The sequence below is a fragment of the Thalassotalea fonticola genome (genome assembly GCF_032911225.1).
Classification (GTDB): domain Bacteria; phylum Pseudomonadota; class Gammaproteobacteria; order Enterobacterales; family Alteromonadaceae; genus Thalassotalea_A; species Thalassotalea_A fonticola.
Map to the genome: position 1 here is coordinate 4,350,559 of NZ_CP136600.1, position 16,773 is coordinate 4,367,331.

At 38.3% G+C, this 16,773-nt stretch carries 15 protein-coding genes; 9 read left to right on the forward strand and 6 right to left on the reverse strand.

Annotated elements, in window-relative coordinates; all coding sequences use genetic code 11:
* Nucleotides 1–120 precede the first annotated feature (120 nt).
* Both lptF and lptG read left to right on the forward strand, forming a co-directional pair.
* On the forward strand, nt 121–1,230 hold the full coding sequence (gene lptF / locus RI844_RS17880) for an LPS export ABC transporter permease LptF (protein ID WP_348396005.1): 1,110 nt from the start codon (nt 121–123) through the stop codon (nt 1,228–1,230).
* Nucleotides 1,230–2,294, forward strand: a complete 1,065-nt coding sequence (lptG, locus tag RI844_RS17885) for an LPS export ABC transporter permease LptG (RefSeq protein ID WP_348396006.1) — start codon at nt 1,230–1,232, stop codon at nt 2,292–2,294. The genes lptF and lptG overlap by 1 nt, the downstream gene beginning before the upstream one ends.
* Before the next feature lie 277 nt (nt 2,295–2,571).
* Here the strand turns inward: lptG and RI844_RS17890 are convergent, their stop codons facing one another.
* Nucleotides 2,572–3,069, reverse strand: a complete 498-nt coding sequence (locus tag RI844_RS17890; protein ID WP_348396007.1) for an RDD family protein — start codon at nt 3,067–3,069, stop codon at nt 2,572–2,574.
* Nucleotides 3,070–3,391: 322 nt separating this feature from the next.
* Between RI844_RS17890 and RI844_RS17895 the strand changes: the two genes are divergently transcribed.
* Nucleotides 3,392–4,003, forward strand: coding sequence for a hypothetical protein (locus RI844_RS17895; RefSeq protein WP_348396008.1), 612 nt, complete (start codon nt 3,392–3,394; stop codon nt 4,001–4,003).
* A gap of 12 nt (nt 4,004–4,015) precedes the next feature.
* On the opposite strand, the gene RI844_RS17900 is transcribed toward RI844_RS17895, so the two are convergent.
* Together RI844_RS17900 and xseA are read right to left on the reverse strand one after the other, a co-directional pair.
* A complete protein-coding gene (locus RI844_RS17900) occupies nt 4,016–4,966 on the reverse strand; it encodes a metallophosphoesterase (RefSeq protein ID WP_348396009.1) in 951 nt (316 codons plus the stop codon).
* A gap of 57 nt (nt 4,967–5,023) precedes the next feature.
* On the reverse strand, nt 5,024–6,379 hold the full coding sequence (gene xseA, locus RI844_RS17905) for an exodeoxyribonuclease VII large subunit (RefSeq protein ID WP_348396010.1): 1,356 nt from the start codon (nt 6,377–6,379) through the stop codon (nt 5,024–5,026).
* A 145-nt stretch (nt 6,380–6,524) separates the two neighbouring features.
* Between xseA and guaB the strand changes: the two genes are divergently transcribed.
* A complete protein-coding gene (gene guaB, locus RI844_RS17910; protein ID WP_348396011.1) occupies nt 6,525–7,994 on the forward strand; it encodes an IMP dehydrogenase in 1,470 nt (489 codons plus the stop codon).
* Nucleotides 7,995–8,229: 235 nt separating this feature from the next.
* Nucleotides 8,230–9,807, forward strand: coding sequence for a glutamine-hydrolyzing GMP synthase (gene guaA, locus RI844_RS17915; protein WP_348396012.1), 1,578 nt, complete (start codon nt 8,230–8,232; stop codon nt 9,805–9,807).
* A 141-nt stretch (nt 9,808–9,948) separates the two neighbouring features.
* On the opposite strand, the gene RI844_RS17920 is transcribed toward guaA, so the two are convergent.
* Nucleotides 9,949–10,392 carry a TipAS antibiotic-recognition domain-containing protein gene (locus tag RI844_RS17920; RefSeq protein WP_348396013.1) on the reverse strand — a complete coding sequence of 148 codons (444 nt, stop codon included), beginning with the start codon at nt 10,390–10,392 and terminating at the stop codon, nt 9,949–9,951.
* Nucleotides 10,393–10,492: 100 nt separating this feature from the next.
* On the opposite strand from RI844_RS17920, the gene RI844_RS17925 reads away from it, so the two are divergent.
* Nucleotides 10,493–11,065, forward strand: a complete 573-nt coding sequence (locus RI844_RS17925) for a glutathione S-transferase family protein (RefSeq protein WP_348396014.1) — start codon at nt 10,493–10,495, stop codon at nt 11,063–11,065.
* Between the two features lie 55 nt (nt 11,066–11,120).
* Here the strand turns inward: RI844_RS17925 and gltS are convergent, their stop codons facing one another.
* Entirely contained in the window at nt 11,121–12,344 is a 1,224-nt protein-coding gene (gene gltS / locus RI844_RS17930; protein WP_348396015.1) for a sodium/glutamate symporter, read from the reverse strand.
* 386 nt (nt 12,345–12,730) lie between these two features.
* Between gltS and RI844_RS17935 the strand changes: the two genes are divergently transcribed.
* Nucleotides 12,731–13,999, forward strand: a complete 1,269-nt coding sequence (locus tag RI844_RS17935) for a dicarboxylate/amino acid:cation symporter (RefSeq protein WP_348398382.1) — start codon at nt 12,731–12,733, stop codon at nt 13,997–13,999.
* A 192-nt stretch (nt 14,000–14,191) separates the two neighbouring features.
* Here RI844_RS17935 and RI844_RS17940 read toward each other — a convergent pair whose 3' ends face one another.
* Entirely contained in the window at nt 14,192–14,818 is a 627-nt protein-coding gene (locus RI844_RS17940) for a hypothetical protein (RefSeq protein WP_348396016.1), read from the reverse strand.
* Between the two features lie 172 nt (nt 14,819–14,990).
* Between RI844_RS17940 and ndk the strand changes: the two genes are divergently transcribed.
* A complete protein-coding gene (gene ndk / locus RI844_RS17945) occupies nt 14,991–15,422 on the forward strand; it encodes a nucleoside-diphosphate kinase (protein ID WP_348390714.1) in 432 nt (143 codons plus the stop codon).
* Nucleotides 15,423–15,632: 210 nt separating this feature from the next.
* Nucleotides 15,633–16,760, forward strand: a complete 1,128-nt coding sequence (locus tag RI844_RS17950; RefSeq protein WP_348396017.1) for a bifunctional tRNA (adenosine(37)-C2)-methyltransferase TrmG/ribosomal RNA large subunit methyltransferase RlmN — start codon at nt 15,633–15,635, stop codon at nt 16,758–16,760.
* Nucleotides 16,761–16,773: the final 13 nt, after the last annotated feature.

The following is a 16,773-nucleotide window of genomic DNA, read 5'->3' on the forward strand; positions in this document are numbered from 1 at the left end:
TTCAGCGCTGTTGCATTTTGGTTGCTAAACGAAACCAAAATTAATTATATATAAAAACGGTAAGTTTACTCAAAAATTGGCCAGTTGTCAGAAAAAAACTAAGTTTTTTGGATTAAATCAGTGATTATTTTTCGATATTTGTTAAATGAAGTAGGCAGAACACAGCTTGGTGTTTTCTTTGTGTTAATGACCATCTTCATCAGCCAAAAGTTTGTCCGTATTCTAGGTGATGCGTCTGATGGCGATTTCCCTGCGCAAATGGTTATAACCTTTATGGGCCTAACCATACCTCACCTTATGGGCATTCTATTACCACTTAGCTTATTTCTTGGTATTTTACTGGCTTATGGCCGTATTTATGCTGAAAACGAAATGACGGTTTTGCATGCTTGTGGTGTTAGTGAATGGTATGTGGTCAGAGTGACACTTGTTATTGCGTTTATCACCGCAGTTATCACTGGTGCATTCACACTTTACCTTTCACCATTAGCGGCTGAAACCGAATATCAAGTAAAAGAACAACTATCTAAAGATGTTGGTATTGCAGCATTGTCGGCGGGACGATTTCAAAAAACCAATAACGATGAAGCCGTAGTGTTTATCGAAAAAATTAATGATAACAATGAACTAGAAAAGGTGTTTGTCGCGCAATTGCCTAAAGGTGATGATGGCAAACAAGATCAGGTAAATGTAATTTATGCGGCCAAGGGTAAGGTCATTGAAGATGAAAGTGGTGCGCAGCGATTAATATTAGATATGGGCAATCGTTATCAAAAAAACAACATAAGTAAAGAATTTCAAACGTTATCTTTTGCTAATTATGAAATGCAAATTAAAGATCAAAAAGTAGAAGAACGTTTACGTAAATTAAGCGCAATTCCAACACTAGAATTATTAACAGATCCCTCGCATGAGGCTGCGGCTGAAGTGCAATGGCGCTTGTCCTTTCCGTTGTCAGTATTTATTTTAACATTGATCGCCGTACCATTGAGTGTTGTTAACCCTAGGCAAGGTAAATTTGCCAAAATGTTCCCTGCGCTTATGATGTTTTTAGGCTATTTCATTTTATTAACCAGTGCTCGTTCAGCAATGGATGACGGAAAAATTGCTCCAGAAGTGGGTTTATGGCCAATCCATTTAACCGCTTTATTTTTAGGATGGTCCCTACTTATAAAAAGTCGCGGTAGTGGTAAACGCTTAAAAGCCAGAATGTCTAGAGGTAAAAGCTAATGCGTATTTTAGACATCTATATTGGCAAAATTATCGCAACGACAACGTTTTTAACACTGGCTGTGTTAGTTAGCGTCAGTAGTATCATTAAATTTGTTGAACAAATGAGAGCGGTTGGCCGTGGTAGTTATGATTTAATTGATGCTGCCTTATTTGCTTTTTATGCAATGCCCAGAGATATCGAGATTTTTTTCCCTATGGCCGCGCTTGTTGGTGGCTTAATTGGTTTAGGGATGATGGCAAGTAATAGTGAATTGGTAGTCATGCAAGCTGCTGGTTTATCAAAAATACAAATTATTAAATCAGTGATGAAAACTGCAGCAATCTTGATTGTAATGAGTATGGCCGTTGGTGAATGGCTAGCGCCGCAAGGTGAAGCAACAGCTAGAGAGTTAAGAGCGCAAGCAATATCTGAAGGCAGCTTAATATCTTCTAAAAATGGGGTGTGGGCGAAAGACGGTGAACTTATTGTGCACATTACTGAGGTGGCAGATACTGGTACCTTAAAAAATATATCACTGTATAAATTTGATCAAAACTTACAAATGCAACAATGGTTAACGGCGAAAAATGCCAATTGGGTTGAAGACCATTGGCTATTGCATGATATAGAGATCTCTGAGTTTGCCCCGCAGCGTATTAATAATTCTATTGCAGATACGCAGGAATGGCAATCCTCACTCACACCAGAAAAATTAGGTGTAGTGACCGTAAAACCAGAAGCTTTATCGGTTCAAGGCTTGATAAGTTATTTAGATTACTTAGAGGAAAACAACCAAGATACTAGCCGTTATGAACTCGCCTTTTGGCGTAAACTGATGCAACCCATTACAGTCGCAGTCATGTTATTAGTGGCACTCTCTTACATTTTTGGACCACTTCGCTCGGTATCTATGGGCGCGAGAATTATGATGGGCATCGGGACAGGCATCACTTACGACTTTGCCAATCGAATGTTTGGTTCTATTAGTCAAACATTTCAACTGCCCCCATTTATTGGTGCTGTATTACCGAGTCTATTATTTGTTATGGTGGCTGTGTATTTGTTAAGACGCAAAGCTTAATTATCTCCGCTAAACAAAGCTAGAAAAATCACACCGTCAAACTGGAGGAGCCCTGGCGACATCCTGTACCCCCACCAGTAATAGTGTGCTTATAAAAATATTTTTTAGAGTCTCTGTACGCGTCGGGAGGTCCCTGATGTGGCTGCTCGGCAACTGCTCCTGAGTTGCACTACCTCATGTATCCAGCAGTCGTCCTCAGGGGGACTGCGTTCTTTTTAGGGAGAGGTTTGGTCTGCAATTCGCTCAGTTTAGCAAGTATTCAGCTGAATATTAATATCTACTTTATTTCGCCACTACGGGCTTTATTCGCTTCTAAGCTAAGCACAACTACTTCAGTGTCGGAAAATCTATCTTGTAGGGATAACTTGTTTTTACGATCAAAGATCACTATTAAATTACCTAAACCCATTAGGGTGAAAAATAAGCGCTTAACCCCCGTTTTCTTGGTAATTTTACTACCGTCAAGGTTTTGCACACGCAAACGCCAGGCTCGCATACCAATAGTTTGACCACTCTTAGCCCAAAAAAACACAAAGAAAAAACCAACCCAAAACAAACCCCAGCCAGTAATTATTGACTCATAAAAAAATGAATTGTTTTTTAAATCTATCGCATGCTCATAGCCTTGGTTATCAATAACCCCTTGCACAAACAAAAGCCCGAAAACCACAAATGCAATAGCACCGGCAAACATGTAAACGGCGATTGACAACAAAAAATCATAAACGTATGAGCCTAAACGACGCCTGAAACCTGCTCGAGGAAATGTTTCCATAAAATATTTAAAATGCCTAAATCAATTATGGCGCAAGTGTAGCATTTGCTATTTAAAAGGCAAAGAGGTTCCATATTTCTATCTGCGCGAGTACATAGTAACTATAAGTTTTTACCAGTGTTGAATTGTGCTTTCATTTTTAGAGTTAAAAATACCTGCCATTTTGTGGCGTTAATTATCGCTGGTACCTAATGTTTTAAATAAGCCAATGCTAAGGTAGAACATGTGAATCCTGGTAAGCTTCATAGCAGGTGACGGTTGGAGTTGAGAAGCACCGATTAGACTATAGTTAGAGGAACTGAACTAACGTATTGGTTAGCGCTTGTTTAAATTTTTTACAGTGATGTTCTACATTTTATTACTATTAATCTCAGTCTTATGCAGAGCTGAACAGCCTTTATCATCCGTTGATAATGTCGCTATCGCTCTTGAGAGGCAAACGCCTTTGAATCAAAATGTAGATTTAGATGGGCTTGTTTTTGCCAGTAAGAAGTCATTTTTTAATGCTTTTTTTATTGGTGGAGAGTTCACTTTCCTAGAAGAAGAAGTTGGCGATAGTCAATTTACGTTAACGCAACAACAAGTTATTTTAGGGTATAGGTATCCTGTTTCAACCAAGTTTGAAATGCGTTTGAGCATTGGCGGTATTCGAGAGGAATTAGAGCATACCAGCCAAAACTTTAATAGTAAGAGCGATGACGCATCTTTACAGGTAAAACTCACAGGGATATATGATGTTAATTTTATCCATTCATTGGGTAGTGCCTTGCATCATTATGAGCTTTATAATATTGAAAGATATTATTTAACCTTATTTTATCAATTTAAATTAACTCGAAAATGGCAAATTTATAGTCATCTGGAGTTAGGGTATAACACCAAGGTTGAGCATGATATTAATGGCTATCAATTACAACTTAAGTATGCCTTTTAGTTGTTCTCAGCTTTAAAGACTAAACATTACGGTAACCCCTGACTCACTTACTGGAATTACCCAGATGCTTTGTTGCGTGATATATAAAGCAAAACCACCAAATTTTTTTTCCACATATAAAGAATTTTTACCGCAAGATACTTCTCTTAATTCTCGGCCACCAGCGCCACTAATCACCATGTTTGGTAGCTGTGATTGTTCAATGTATTCTAAATTGTGTTCATGGCCTGACAGGTATAAGGGGACGTTGTAATGTATTAGTTGTTGTAAGAAATTGCCCTTTAAAATGTCTGTATCGCCATGACTACCATTTGAAAAGATAGGATGATGGCCAAAGACAATGTTAATTGCATTTGATTGTTGGTTTAGTTTTGAGCTGAGCCAAGCTAATTGTTCTAATTGTACAACCCCGAAAGTCATTGGCGTCGTGTCGGTAGCAATAATGTTTACCTGTAATGCTGAATCAGTATCAGCAATAGTTGCTGCATAATAGGGGCTTGGGTAAAACATATTTGAATGCTGTGCGCTAAAATCTATTAAGGCGTTAATACTGCCATCATGGTCATGGTTACCCGCGACAATATACCAAGGTAATTCATTTAATGAGAGTGGACCGTATATATCATGAAATTTTTGCATTCCGGCAATATCATCACTGTTCTTTAATCCTGAAGGGTAAAAGATATCACCAGTGTGAATGATGGCATCTAAGGGGAATTGTTGATGGTAGATATCTAAAATGTTGGCGCTGGTTAATTGATTCGAATCGCCGGTACCAGTATCGCCAATCACATAGAGGTGAATACCTGCTTGCAAAAAAATATTCGCATCAAAATCTTTTCCTTTGGTAGAGCAAACTCCACTAACTTGCTGTTGTACAGATTTATCGTCATCACCATTACAGCTTGAAATCAACAACAATACTGGGAAAAAGTAATAAAAGATTAACTTTTTAACATGCATGTTTCTCAGCCATTTAAAGCAGGTAACTAAATTATAGTCGGTAATTTTACTTTGTATTTATTCGGTCTTGCTCAGTTTACTCACCACACTTTCAATTGTTCCATTAACCAACTGCGTACGAATACCTGTACCTTCAACAACATCATTTATGCTTCTAACAATCTTGCCTTGTTCATCTCTGGTAATTGAATAGCCTCTGGCAATAGTTGCGAGTGGGCTTACAATATTTAAATTATGGGCAAATTTGGCTAGTTGCAATTGCTTGTTATCTTTAAGTAATAATTGCGCTCTTGTTAAACGACTCGCTAAATCGTAGAGCTTTACCTTAGCTAGCTGTACCTGCTGTTTTGGATTAGCACTCGATAATCTTTGTTGCAGTAATGTCGTTTGATTGTTTCTCTGGGCTTGTTGGGTAACGGTAATCTGATTTAAGCGCATAGTTAAATCATCAGCTCGTTGTTGCTGGTTTTGTAATTGTTTAACTGGGCTTGCCAGAGCTAATTGATGATTGAAGTACTGAAAGTTAGCTTTATGATCTTGCAGCGCTTGTTTGATTAAATGAGTTAAACGCTGGCGATAATGATTTATCTGGGTAAGTAATTGTTGGTTATCATTTGATACTAATTCCGCCGCTGCCGAAGGGGTAGGGGCGCGCATATCAGCAACATAATCAGACAAACTGGTATCAACCTCATGGCCTACCGCGCTGATAACCGGAATGTCACAATCAAAAATGGCTCTAACTACGGGTTCTTCATTAAAGGCCCATAAGTCTTCAAGAGAGCCTCCTCCTCTACCAACGATTAATACATTACATTCATCACGTTCATTAGCATTGTATATGGCATCACTAATTTGCTCTGCGGCTAAATCACCTTGTACTAGAGTAGGGTAGATCACAACTTCTATACTTGGATTTCTGCGCTTTAATACAGTGAGAATATCTTTCACTGCTGCGCCTGTGCTTGAGGTAATAATACCAACGGTTTTTACAAAATCAGGAATAGGCTGTTTATAGCGTTGCTCGAACAAGCCTTCAGCCATTAACTGGTTTTTCAACAATTCAAATTTTTGCCGAAGTAAACCTTCGCCAGCATCTTCCATTTGCTCAATAATTAATTGAAAATCGCCGCGCGGCTCATAAAGTGAAACCTTGGCTTTTACTAATACCTGTTGGCCGTTTTGTGGCTTAATTCGAGTGTAGCGATTACTGCCTTTAAACATAGCGCAGCGTACTTGTGCTTTACTGTCTTTTAACGATAAATACCAATGTCCAGAGCCTGCGGCGATGAAATTAGATATTTCACCACATAACCATAGGGTTCTTAGTTCGCTTTCTAAGATAAAACGTACTTTTTTGGTAAGCTCGCTTACCTGTAATATATGCTGTTTGCTCTGTTCTAAATGGTTCATTAGCTGCTTTTGTGATTATTTTTGAAATAAATGCTGTTTTTTACAAAATTTAAGTTTACCTAAGCGGGCAAAGTGGTTAAAATCCATTCGCAATTATTACTCCTATCTATTGGAGTACGACTCCCACATAAGCGAGAATGTTGCAATGCTAAGAATAGCCCAAGAAGCCCTAACCTTTGATGATGTACTACTTGTACCTGCCCACTCAACGGTTTTACCCCATACTGCAAGCCTAAAAACCAAACTTACCAGTAAGATTGAATTAAACGTGCCTATTTTATCTGCGTCTATGGACACAGTAACTGAAGCCCGTTTAGCTATAGCCTTAGCGCAAGAAGGTGGATTAGGTTTTATCCATAAAAACATGACTGTAGCAGAACAAGCTGCCAATGTTCGTCAAGTTAAAAAGTATGAAAGTGGCATTGTGACAGATCCTGTTACAGTTAGTCCAGATATTAGCATTCGTGAAGTGTTTTACCTTGCCGATGAGTTAAAATTCTCAGGTTTCCCTGTTGTCGATGGCGATAATAATCTTGTCGGTATTATTACTTCACGTGATTTACGTTTTGAAACAGACTTAGAAAAGAAAGTGTCCGACTTAATGACACCTAAAGATAAGTTGATTACCGTTAAAACTAATGCTGGACGTGAAGAAATTCTTAACAAAATGCATGCTAACCGTATTGAAAAAATCTTAGTGGTAAATGATGATTTTGTAATTATCGGCATGATCACCGCAAAAGATTACCAAAAAGCAGAAAGTAAACCAAACGCCTGTAAAGACGAACTTGGTCGTTTACGTGTCGGTGCTGCTGTTGGCGTTGGCGCAGGTACTGATGAACGTATCACGGCACTTGTTGAAGCTGGTGTTGATATCTTACTTATCGATACGTCACACGGACACTCACAAGGTGTTTTAGATAGAGTAAAAGAAACTCGTCAAGCTTTCCCCGATTTACAAATTGTTGCGGGTAACGTAGCGACTGCTGACGGCGCGAAAGCGCTAGCCGACGCTGGTGTTAACGCTGTTAAAGTTGGTATCGGCCCTGGTTCAATTTGTACAACTCGTATTGTTACCGGTTGTGGTGTGCCACAAATTACCGCTATTTCAGAAGCGGTTAAAGGTTTAGCTGGTACCGATATTCCTGTAATCGCCGATGGCGGTATTCGTTTCTCTGGTGATATAGCTAAAGCATTAGTTGCCGGTGCACACTGTGTAATGGTTGGTTCAATGCTTGCTGGTACTGAAGAAGCACCAGGTGAAGTTGAACTTTATCAAGGTCGATACTACAAATCGTACCGCGGCATGGGGTCACTGGGTGCAATGAACCAAAAAGAAGGTTCATCTGATCGTTACTTCCAAAAATCGGACGAAGCAGACAAATTAGTGCCAGAAGGCATTGAAGGCCGTGTTGCTTACAAAGGTCCTATGGCTGCAATCATTCACCAACAAATTGGCGGTATTCGCAGTGCTATGGGCTTAACCGGTTCTGCTGATATTGAAGAAATGCGTACTAAGCCACAGTTTGTGAAAATTACTGCAGCAGGCATGGGTGAGTCTCACGTGCACGACGTTACCATAACCAAAGAAGCGCCAAATTATAGATTGGGATAATTTTTCTATAGGAGTGGTTATTTGTCCCAATTTCGATTTTTAGTGTACTCATTTGCAAGAAACTCCGTGCACTAAAAACCGAACTAGAAACAAATTCCTCACTCCGGGCATAATCAATAGATAAATATGTTTTTGATTAAATCCAATAGTTAAATTATTACAACGTTAAGAAAATTTATATTTAATATTTAAGAGCTAAAAGAAAGCTTTTGAATCAAACAAAGAGAAAAGACTAATGAGTCAAGATATTCATGATCATCGAATTCTAATTTTAGATTTTGGTTCACAATACACTCAGTTAATTGCACGTCGTGTACGTGAAATTGGTGTTTACTGTGAACTTTGGGCATGGGATGTAACTGAAGAGCAAATTAAAGGCTTCAACCCGACAGGTATTATCCTGGCTGGTGGTCCAGAGTCTGTTACAGAGCATAACTCTCCACGTGCACCTGAATACGTATTTAACGCTGGCGTACCTATCTTAGGTATTTGTTACGGCATGCAAACTATGGCCGAACAACTTGGCGGTGCAGTACAAAGCTCTGAGCATAAAGAGTTTGGATACGCATCAGTTGAAGTATTAGGCGAGTCAGCTTTATTTAAAAATATTGAAGATTCAATTGGCTCTAATGGTAATGCATTATTAGATGTATGGATGAGTCACGGTGATAAGGTATCTGCAATTCCTGCAGGCTTTAATACTATTGCGCAAACACCAAGCTGTGCATATGCAGCTATGGCGAACGAAGAGAAGCAATTCTACGGCGTGCAATTCCACCCGGAAGTAACTCATACTAAGCAAGGTATGCGTTTACTTGAGCATTTTGTGGTTGATATTTGCCAATGTGAAAAGCTTTGGACCTCAGCAACAATCATCGAAGATGCTATCGCTAAAATGAAAGCTCAAATTGGCGATGATGAAGTGGTACTTGGGTTATCCGGTGGTGTTGATTCGTCAGTTGTAGCAATGCTTTTACATCGCGCAATTGGTGACAAGCTTACCTGTGTATTTGTTGATAATGGTTTACTTCGCTTAAACGAAGGCCAACAAGTTATGGATATGTTTGGTGATCACTTTGGTCTTAATATTATTCATGTAGATGCTGAAAATCGATTCTTAGATCGCATGGCAGGCGAAAGCGATCCTGAAGCTAAACGTAAAATTATTGGTAATGTTTTTGTAGAAATTTTTGACGAAGAAGCGGGCAAATTAAGTAATGCTAAATGGTTAGCGCAAGGTACAATTTACCCTGATGTTATCGAATCTGCAGCATCAGCTACCGGTAAAGCGCATGTGATCAAATCACACCATAATGTTGGCGGTTTGCCTGAAGATATGGAACTTGGTTTAGTTGAACCATTACGTGAATTATTTAAAGATGAAGTACGTAAGATTGGCTTAGAACTAGGTTTACCATATGACATGTTATATCGTCATCCATTCCCAGGACCTGGCTTAGGTGTTCGTATTTTAGGTGAAGTGAAAAAAGAATATGCAGACTTACTACGTCGCGCTGATCACATTTTCATCGAAGAATTACATAAACACGACTTATACAAAAAAGTAAGCCAGGCATTCACAGTATTTTTACCGGTACGATCTGTAGGTGTTATGGGTGATGCTCGTAAATACGATTGGGTGGTGAGTTTACGTTGTGTAGAAACTATCGACTTTATGACTGCTCGCTGGTCTCATTTACCATACGATTTCTTAGGGTTAGTATCTAACCGAATTATTAATGAAATTGATGGCATATCGCGTGTTGTTTACGATATCTCTGGTAAGCCACCAGCCACTATCGAGTGGGAATAATTTAAACTAGGACCAGTAAACTAGGGTCAGAGTCAAGTTTTTAAAAGCCTGCATTAGCAGGCTTTTTTAGTAAGGGGGGGGGACTGAATTAACTTAAGATTATCATGTATGGCTTAATTAACTTGACTCTGACCCTGTTTTTTATTTCAAATTTTGTTCAGCATAGTATTGCATTGCTTTACTGAAATGCTCGGCTAAACCTTCACCAAACTGATCAAAAGCCACCTTTTGATCATTATCATTGGCAATACTGTTGGCCATGGCATTAAATTTATCTTTGCTGATCAGTACCGATTTTTTTTGCAATGTTGATAAGGCAAATGTTGTATAGGCGAGGTAATGCTGGACAACAGCTTGCATCTCAGTTGAATCAATAGCTAACGTAAGTGTTTCAGCAATTTCTGCATTAACCGCTTCAGCCTTTTCTTTAAGTTGCATGGTTTCATCCATGGTTAAGTTCGCTAACTGCTCAAGACGTTGATCCACTTTATCATCACCAACACGTTCACGCGCTAGTTGTTCCTGACGTTCTAATTCTGCATTTTCAAATTCGTTGTCATTGTCTTTTTTATTTAGATCACTCATTGATATGTACCTTACTCTTAATTTTTAATGGCGCAATGTTGCCATAATGACTTAACTATAGCTATAGTAATGCCCTTTACATTTGTTTTTAAGGTTCATCATGATTTTATACGGTTCAACAACTTCTCCTTTCGTTCGACGCATTCGCTTATTTACGCACAGTATTCCCGTTGATTTCGTGGTGATGGATATTTTTGCCGGTGAAGACCGCAAAGTCCTTATCGAAAAAAATCCTACCTTAAAGGTGCCGTTTTTAGTAGATGGTGAGGTTAATGTTTATGATTCAAGAGTGATTCATCGCTACATTACTGATAAGTTCGAATTAACAGCGATAACTTGGCAACAAGAAAACACCTTAACCTTAATAGATTCAATTAGTGATTCGCTAGTGTCGATGTTTTTGCTTAGTCGTAGTGAAATTGACACTAGCGAGGATAAAATGTTTTTTAATTTGCAGCGCCAACGCAGTGAGATGGTTTTTGCTCAGCTTGAAAAGCAATGCTTAGCAGGAGAATTCGACGAATGGCATTATCCGAGTATTTGCTTGTATTGTTTGATCGATTGGGCACATTTTAGACCGCTTGTTGATTTTGCCGCTTACCCAACATTGTTAGAATTCTATAAAAATAATAGTAATCGTGAAGAGGTGAAAGAAACTGACCCAAGAGACTAGATTGGTTTAAAGAAAGACCAGATGCTTTAACTCCTGGTCTTTTTTGTTTGAGCGATTAACCAATAAACGCTAAATAACCCTGTAGAATTATTAAGTTGGCGATATCGATAAAGAATGCACCAACAATTGGTACCACCATAAATGCTTGTGGCGACGGTCCATTACGAGAAACCAAGGTACCCATGTTCATCACCGCAGTTGGGGTTGCCCCCATGCCAAACCCACAATGGCCACCGGCCATTACTGCCGCATCATAGTTTTTACCCATAAATTTATAGGTAATAAAGTAAGCAAATAGCCCCAGCATAATTGTTTGGCATACTAAAATAATAAGTAGCGGAATGGCTAAATCAAAAATTTCCCAAAGCTTTAAGCTCATTAGTGCCATAGATAAAAACAGTGCTAAAGAAACCGTACCTAGTATATCGACTGTTTCGTTATTAATTTTATAAGTTTTAGTGGATTCAGTGACGTTGGTGATGATTACACCGATAAATAATGCGTAAACAAAATTTGGGATCATTAAAGATTTTATCTCGAATGCGTCAATAAATTCTTTAAAGTATTTAGCCCCACCCACACAAATTAGTAATATAAACAATGTTTCAGACACTTTCTTGGCAGTAACTTTGTCTTCTTCTAATTGATTGTAAGTTACCAGTTCTGGATGAGTATCATGGTGATGGCCACCTTTGCCAAATTCAGACTCCAAACCATTTTTATCGATAATGCGCTGTGCTACTGGGCCACCGATTATGCCGCCCATAACTAAGCCAAAGGTTGCTGCAGCCATAGCCAATTCTAATGTTTGAATTCCGTACATTTCCTGGAACGTTGCAGCCCAGGCCGCGCCTGTACCATGGCCTCCTGATAAAGTAATAGAACCGGCTATTAATCCCATTAATGGTTCAAGCCCTAGTAATGACGCAAGACCTACTCCGACTCCGTTTTGGACAATAATATATAAAGAGGCAACACCTAAAAATATAAATACTTTTGCACCGCCCTGAGCAAGAAGTTTAAAGCTTGCCGACAAACCTACCGTTGAAAAAAACAGCAACATAAAAGTATCTTGTAAAGGTAAATTAAAAGTAATTGTTGTACCACTTGCATGCAATATAGTGATAATGATCGCTATAACTAATCCGCCTAATATAGGCTCAGGAAAATTGAATCGCTGTAATGGTTTAATTGAGTAGTTGATGAAACGCCCAATAAAGAGCACTAATATAGCGATAATTAATGACTCTATCGCATCGACTTCAATAACATTGTTCATAAGTTATTATTAACCTTTAATATATTCAGTTTTGGTTTGAAGGACCTTTTTAACTATAGAACAAAGTTTCTGTGATAGATTTTTTTTGACTGTTTTTTTCAATACATATCATTTATTTTACTTTTTAGGTCATACCGTGCTGTCTATTAAATAGACGAATGTCTAAAAAAAGCTCAGCTGCAGATTACAAATTCAAGCGCTTTTAGTGCTAGGTGTAACTGTTCTTTCTGGTTTTGTTCGTTGTTGTTTTTGTTTTGTATAAATAGCGTATTCAAGATGTTTTGATTTGTTTTTGTAGGGGCTTTATTACTAGAGATAATGAACTAAATCATTATGATTGCTCATCACAATCGTTGATATAGAAGTAGAGTTAAATAATGAACGCAATTAAAAATTCATTATCAGCTAAGGTTTTTCTTGGTTTGATATTTGGTTTAATCATAGGTTCGATGATTCAGTACGTTATCCCACCATCATGGGCAATGGTCTCATTTACAACAGAAGCTGCTGGCGGCTTAGGTGGTATGTTTGTATCAATGATAAAATTGATCGTTGTGCCATTAGTATTCATTTCTATCACTTGTGGAATTTGTGAATTAAAAGATTTATCAAGTTTTGGTCGTTTAGGCACTAAAACGTTTGGTTTATATATTATAAATACCATGTTAGCGATTGCCGGTACTATCGCCGTTGTAACTTGGTTAAAACCAGGTGTCGGTGTTAACTTAGGCGCAATGGCAGAATCCGTAACACTTGCCGCTACAGAAACGCCTAATATGTGGCAAATGGTGATTAATATTATCCCATCAAACCCGTTTGAAGCATTTGCGAAAGGCGATATGCTACAAATCATCTTTATGGCCATCATGACCGGTATTGCTATTCAAGCACTCGATAAACGCGGCGGTCCAGCGATTCGTACCTTTAAAATGGCTAATGAAGTCATGATGAAACTAATTACGTTAGTTATGTCACTTGCGCCATACGGTGTGTTTTTTCTAATGATTTCATTAGGTGCAACACTGGATTCAAGTAAAATGTTCGCAGTTGCCGGTTATATTGCACTGGTTGTAGCATCATTTATCTTTATGTTTATGGTTGTTTACCCAACAGTTGTATATTTGTCTACAGGTATTAAACCACTAACGTTTATCAAGCACACTCGTGAGCAAATCATGTTTTCATTATCAAGTGCTTCTTCAAACGCCACAATACCTGTAACGTTACGTACGGTTGTTGAAAAGTTAGGTGTGTCTAAATCTGTTGCTGGTTTTGGTGTGCCACTTGGCGCTACCATGAACATGTCTGGTGCTGCTATTTACACGACGATTGCAACAATGTTTGTGGCCAATGCTTATGGCATGCCAATGAGCCCAGAACAAATGCTACCATTGGCATTCACCGTATTATTACTTTCAATAGGTGCCGGTGGAGTTCCTGGTGGTGGTATCGTTTCAATCGGTATTTGTTTGCACACATTCGGTTTACCGGTTGAAGCATTAGCCATTGTTGCAGCGGTTGACCGTATTTGTGACATGTTCTGTACAACGGCTAATGTTGTTGGTGATACTGCAATTAACACTATTGTGGCAAAGTCAGAGGGTGAAATTCAATTATCTGTTGAACCTCAAATGGCGACAGCCAGAGTCGCTTAATAAACCCATAGAATTTTCAATTCAAGGATGAATTAACTTAAAAATGCCAAGGACGGTGTATATTCTGTTTACTACAGGGATGATGAGATAAAACTGTCATGGGCCATTACTGCTCCTTGTGAACATGGCATATACAGCTTCCATGTTGAAAACGCCCTTAAGTTTGTAAAGAGGGGGGAATGCAAATTGTTCTTAAATCATTTCCCCAGCATCAAAGCTGCATAAGTACCAGTTAGCTTTGTCATCCCAGTAAACTTTACCTTTTTCTAATTTCATCAAGCCCATTACAGGTTGTTGTTTTAAATAAGGCTGCCAATTAAATAAATTTTTATTACGGCTATACCAGCCACTGATCATTAATTTTATTTGTTTATTATTAACCTTAATAATTACAGCTTGGGCTTGAGCTTTAGCTGTATGTGAATTTATGTACCCCGATTCATCGGCAACTTTGTAAGTGACCATGCTATCGCGACAGATTTCCTGGTTAATATTGAATTCCAGTTTAACTGGATCATTAGTATTACTATTATTTGAAGCGATATCATTATTAATTGGAACTGGCGGAAAATTATTGCTTGTTGGTAATTCGCTCTCTTTTATTTGAATTTTATCCAATTGTTGTTGCACGTCAGAAGGATCAATATCTGCTAATAATACTTGAATGTCTGTTTTAATTTCTGGCTGTTCAGGCTCTTGAGCACAAGCATATAGAATGAATACTAAACCGGTATATAAAAATGAAGTTTTTAATAATTTATTGTTTTTATACATATTTTGACGTTTAATCTTTATTTTTTTGTTTTTTAGTTTAGCCATGTTTAAATAAACTTTCAGTTTGCATACCTGATTTATTGACTTTTCAATAGCATTGTTTCATTTATGAGCAGTTAAGCATAACAATTTTACAACAAATTAATTAATGTAATTTGTTTCTATTTACTCTATAATCGCGCCAATTTTTGACATATATATTAATTGAGGGCTTATCATGGCTATCGAACGTACTTTTTCTATCGTAAAACCAGACGCAGTTGCTAAAAACGTAATTGGTTCTATCTACAACCGTTTTGAATCAGCTGGTCTTAAGATCGTTGCAGCTAAAATGATGCACTTAAGCCGTGAAAAAGCTGAAGGTTTCTACGCAGAACACTCTGAGCGTCCTTTCTTTGGTGCTTTAGTTGACTTCATGACTTCTGGTCCTGTTATGGTTCAAGTTTTAGAAGGCGAAAACGCTGTTCTTAAAAACCGTGAAATCATGGGCGCTACTAACCCTGCTGAAGCTTTAGCAGGTACTTTACGTCACGATTTCGCTGAGTCAATCGACGAAAACGCATGTCACGGTTCAGATGCTTTAGAATCTGCTGCACGTGAAATTGCTTACTTCTTCTCTGATGAAGAAGTTTGTTCACGCACTCGTTAATTTAAACGAGCACTGAACTAGGAGTAAAGCACTAGGTTTATCAACTGTGCTTGTTCCACAAAAGGATTTTACTGTTTAAGGTAAAATCCTTTTGTTGTTTTAAGGCCTGTTTGTAACCAGCCTTAACAAAATCATAACAAAGCTAAATTGTTTCATTTGCTCGAAAAGTGTACAATTTGCACCCTTGAAATATTAAGTGAAGAGATTTACATGACCGACAATGCTGTTAAAAAGGTTAACTTACTAAATTTTGATCATCAGATGATGCGCGAATTTTTCGAATCAATTGGCGAAAAAGCTTTTCGTGCCGATCAGGTAATGAAGTGGATTTACCATTTTGGTTACGAAGATTTTGAGCAAATGACTAACCTGAACAAAGCATTGAAGCAAAAACTTGCCCGAATATGTGAAATCAAAGCACCAACCATTTCAGAAAAGCAAGTTTCTGAAGATGGCACTATAAAGTACGCATTATTACTTGAAGGTGGTCAAGAAGTTGAAACGGTATGGATCCCGGAAAAGGAGCGCGCTACTTTATGTGTTTCTTCACAAGTCGGTTGTGCGCTGGAATGTACGTTTTGTGCAACAGCAACACAAGGCTTTAACCGTAACTTGAATGTTTCTGAAATTATCGGCCAAGTTTGGCGTGTAGCTAATGATATTGGTGCAACTCGTATCGCCGGTACTCGTCCTATCACCAACATTGTAATGATGGGCATGGGTGAACCTCTGCTTAATATGAAAAACCTTATCCCGTCATTAGATACGTTTTTAAATGACTTAGGTTATGGTTTATCGAAGCGTCGCGTAACAGTAAGCACTTCGGGTGTTGTTCCTGCATTAGATATGCTTAAAGAAAAAATTGACTGTGCCTTAGCTATTTCTGTTCATGCTCCTGATAATGCATTACGTGATGTGTTAGTGCCAATCAATAAAAAATATCCATTAGAAGACTTTTTAGAAGCGAGCCGACGTTATATTGATGGTTCAAAAGCCAATAAACAAGTGACTGTTGAATATGTAATGTTAGATCACGTTAATGATTCAACCGAGCAAGCACATGAGTTGGCGAAAGTGCTTGAAGGCACACCAAGTAAGATTAACCTTATTCCGTTTAACCCATATCCAGGGTCACCTTACTCAAGACCGAGCAATTCTCGTATCGACAGGTTTGATAAAGTGCTACAAAGTTATGGGCTTACTGTTATCACTCGTCGCCCTCGTGGTGAGGATATTGACGCCGCTTGTGGTCAATTGGCCGGTGATGTATTTGATCGAACTAAACGCAGCGTTAAAAAACAACTGCAAGCTGACGAAATTTCTTTGAAAATGGTGTAATAGGTTTAATAGC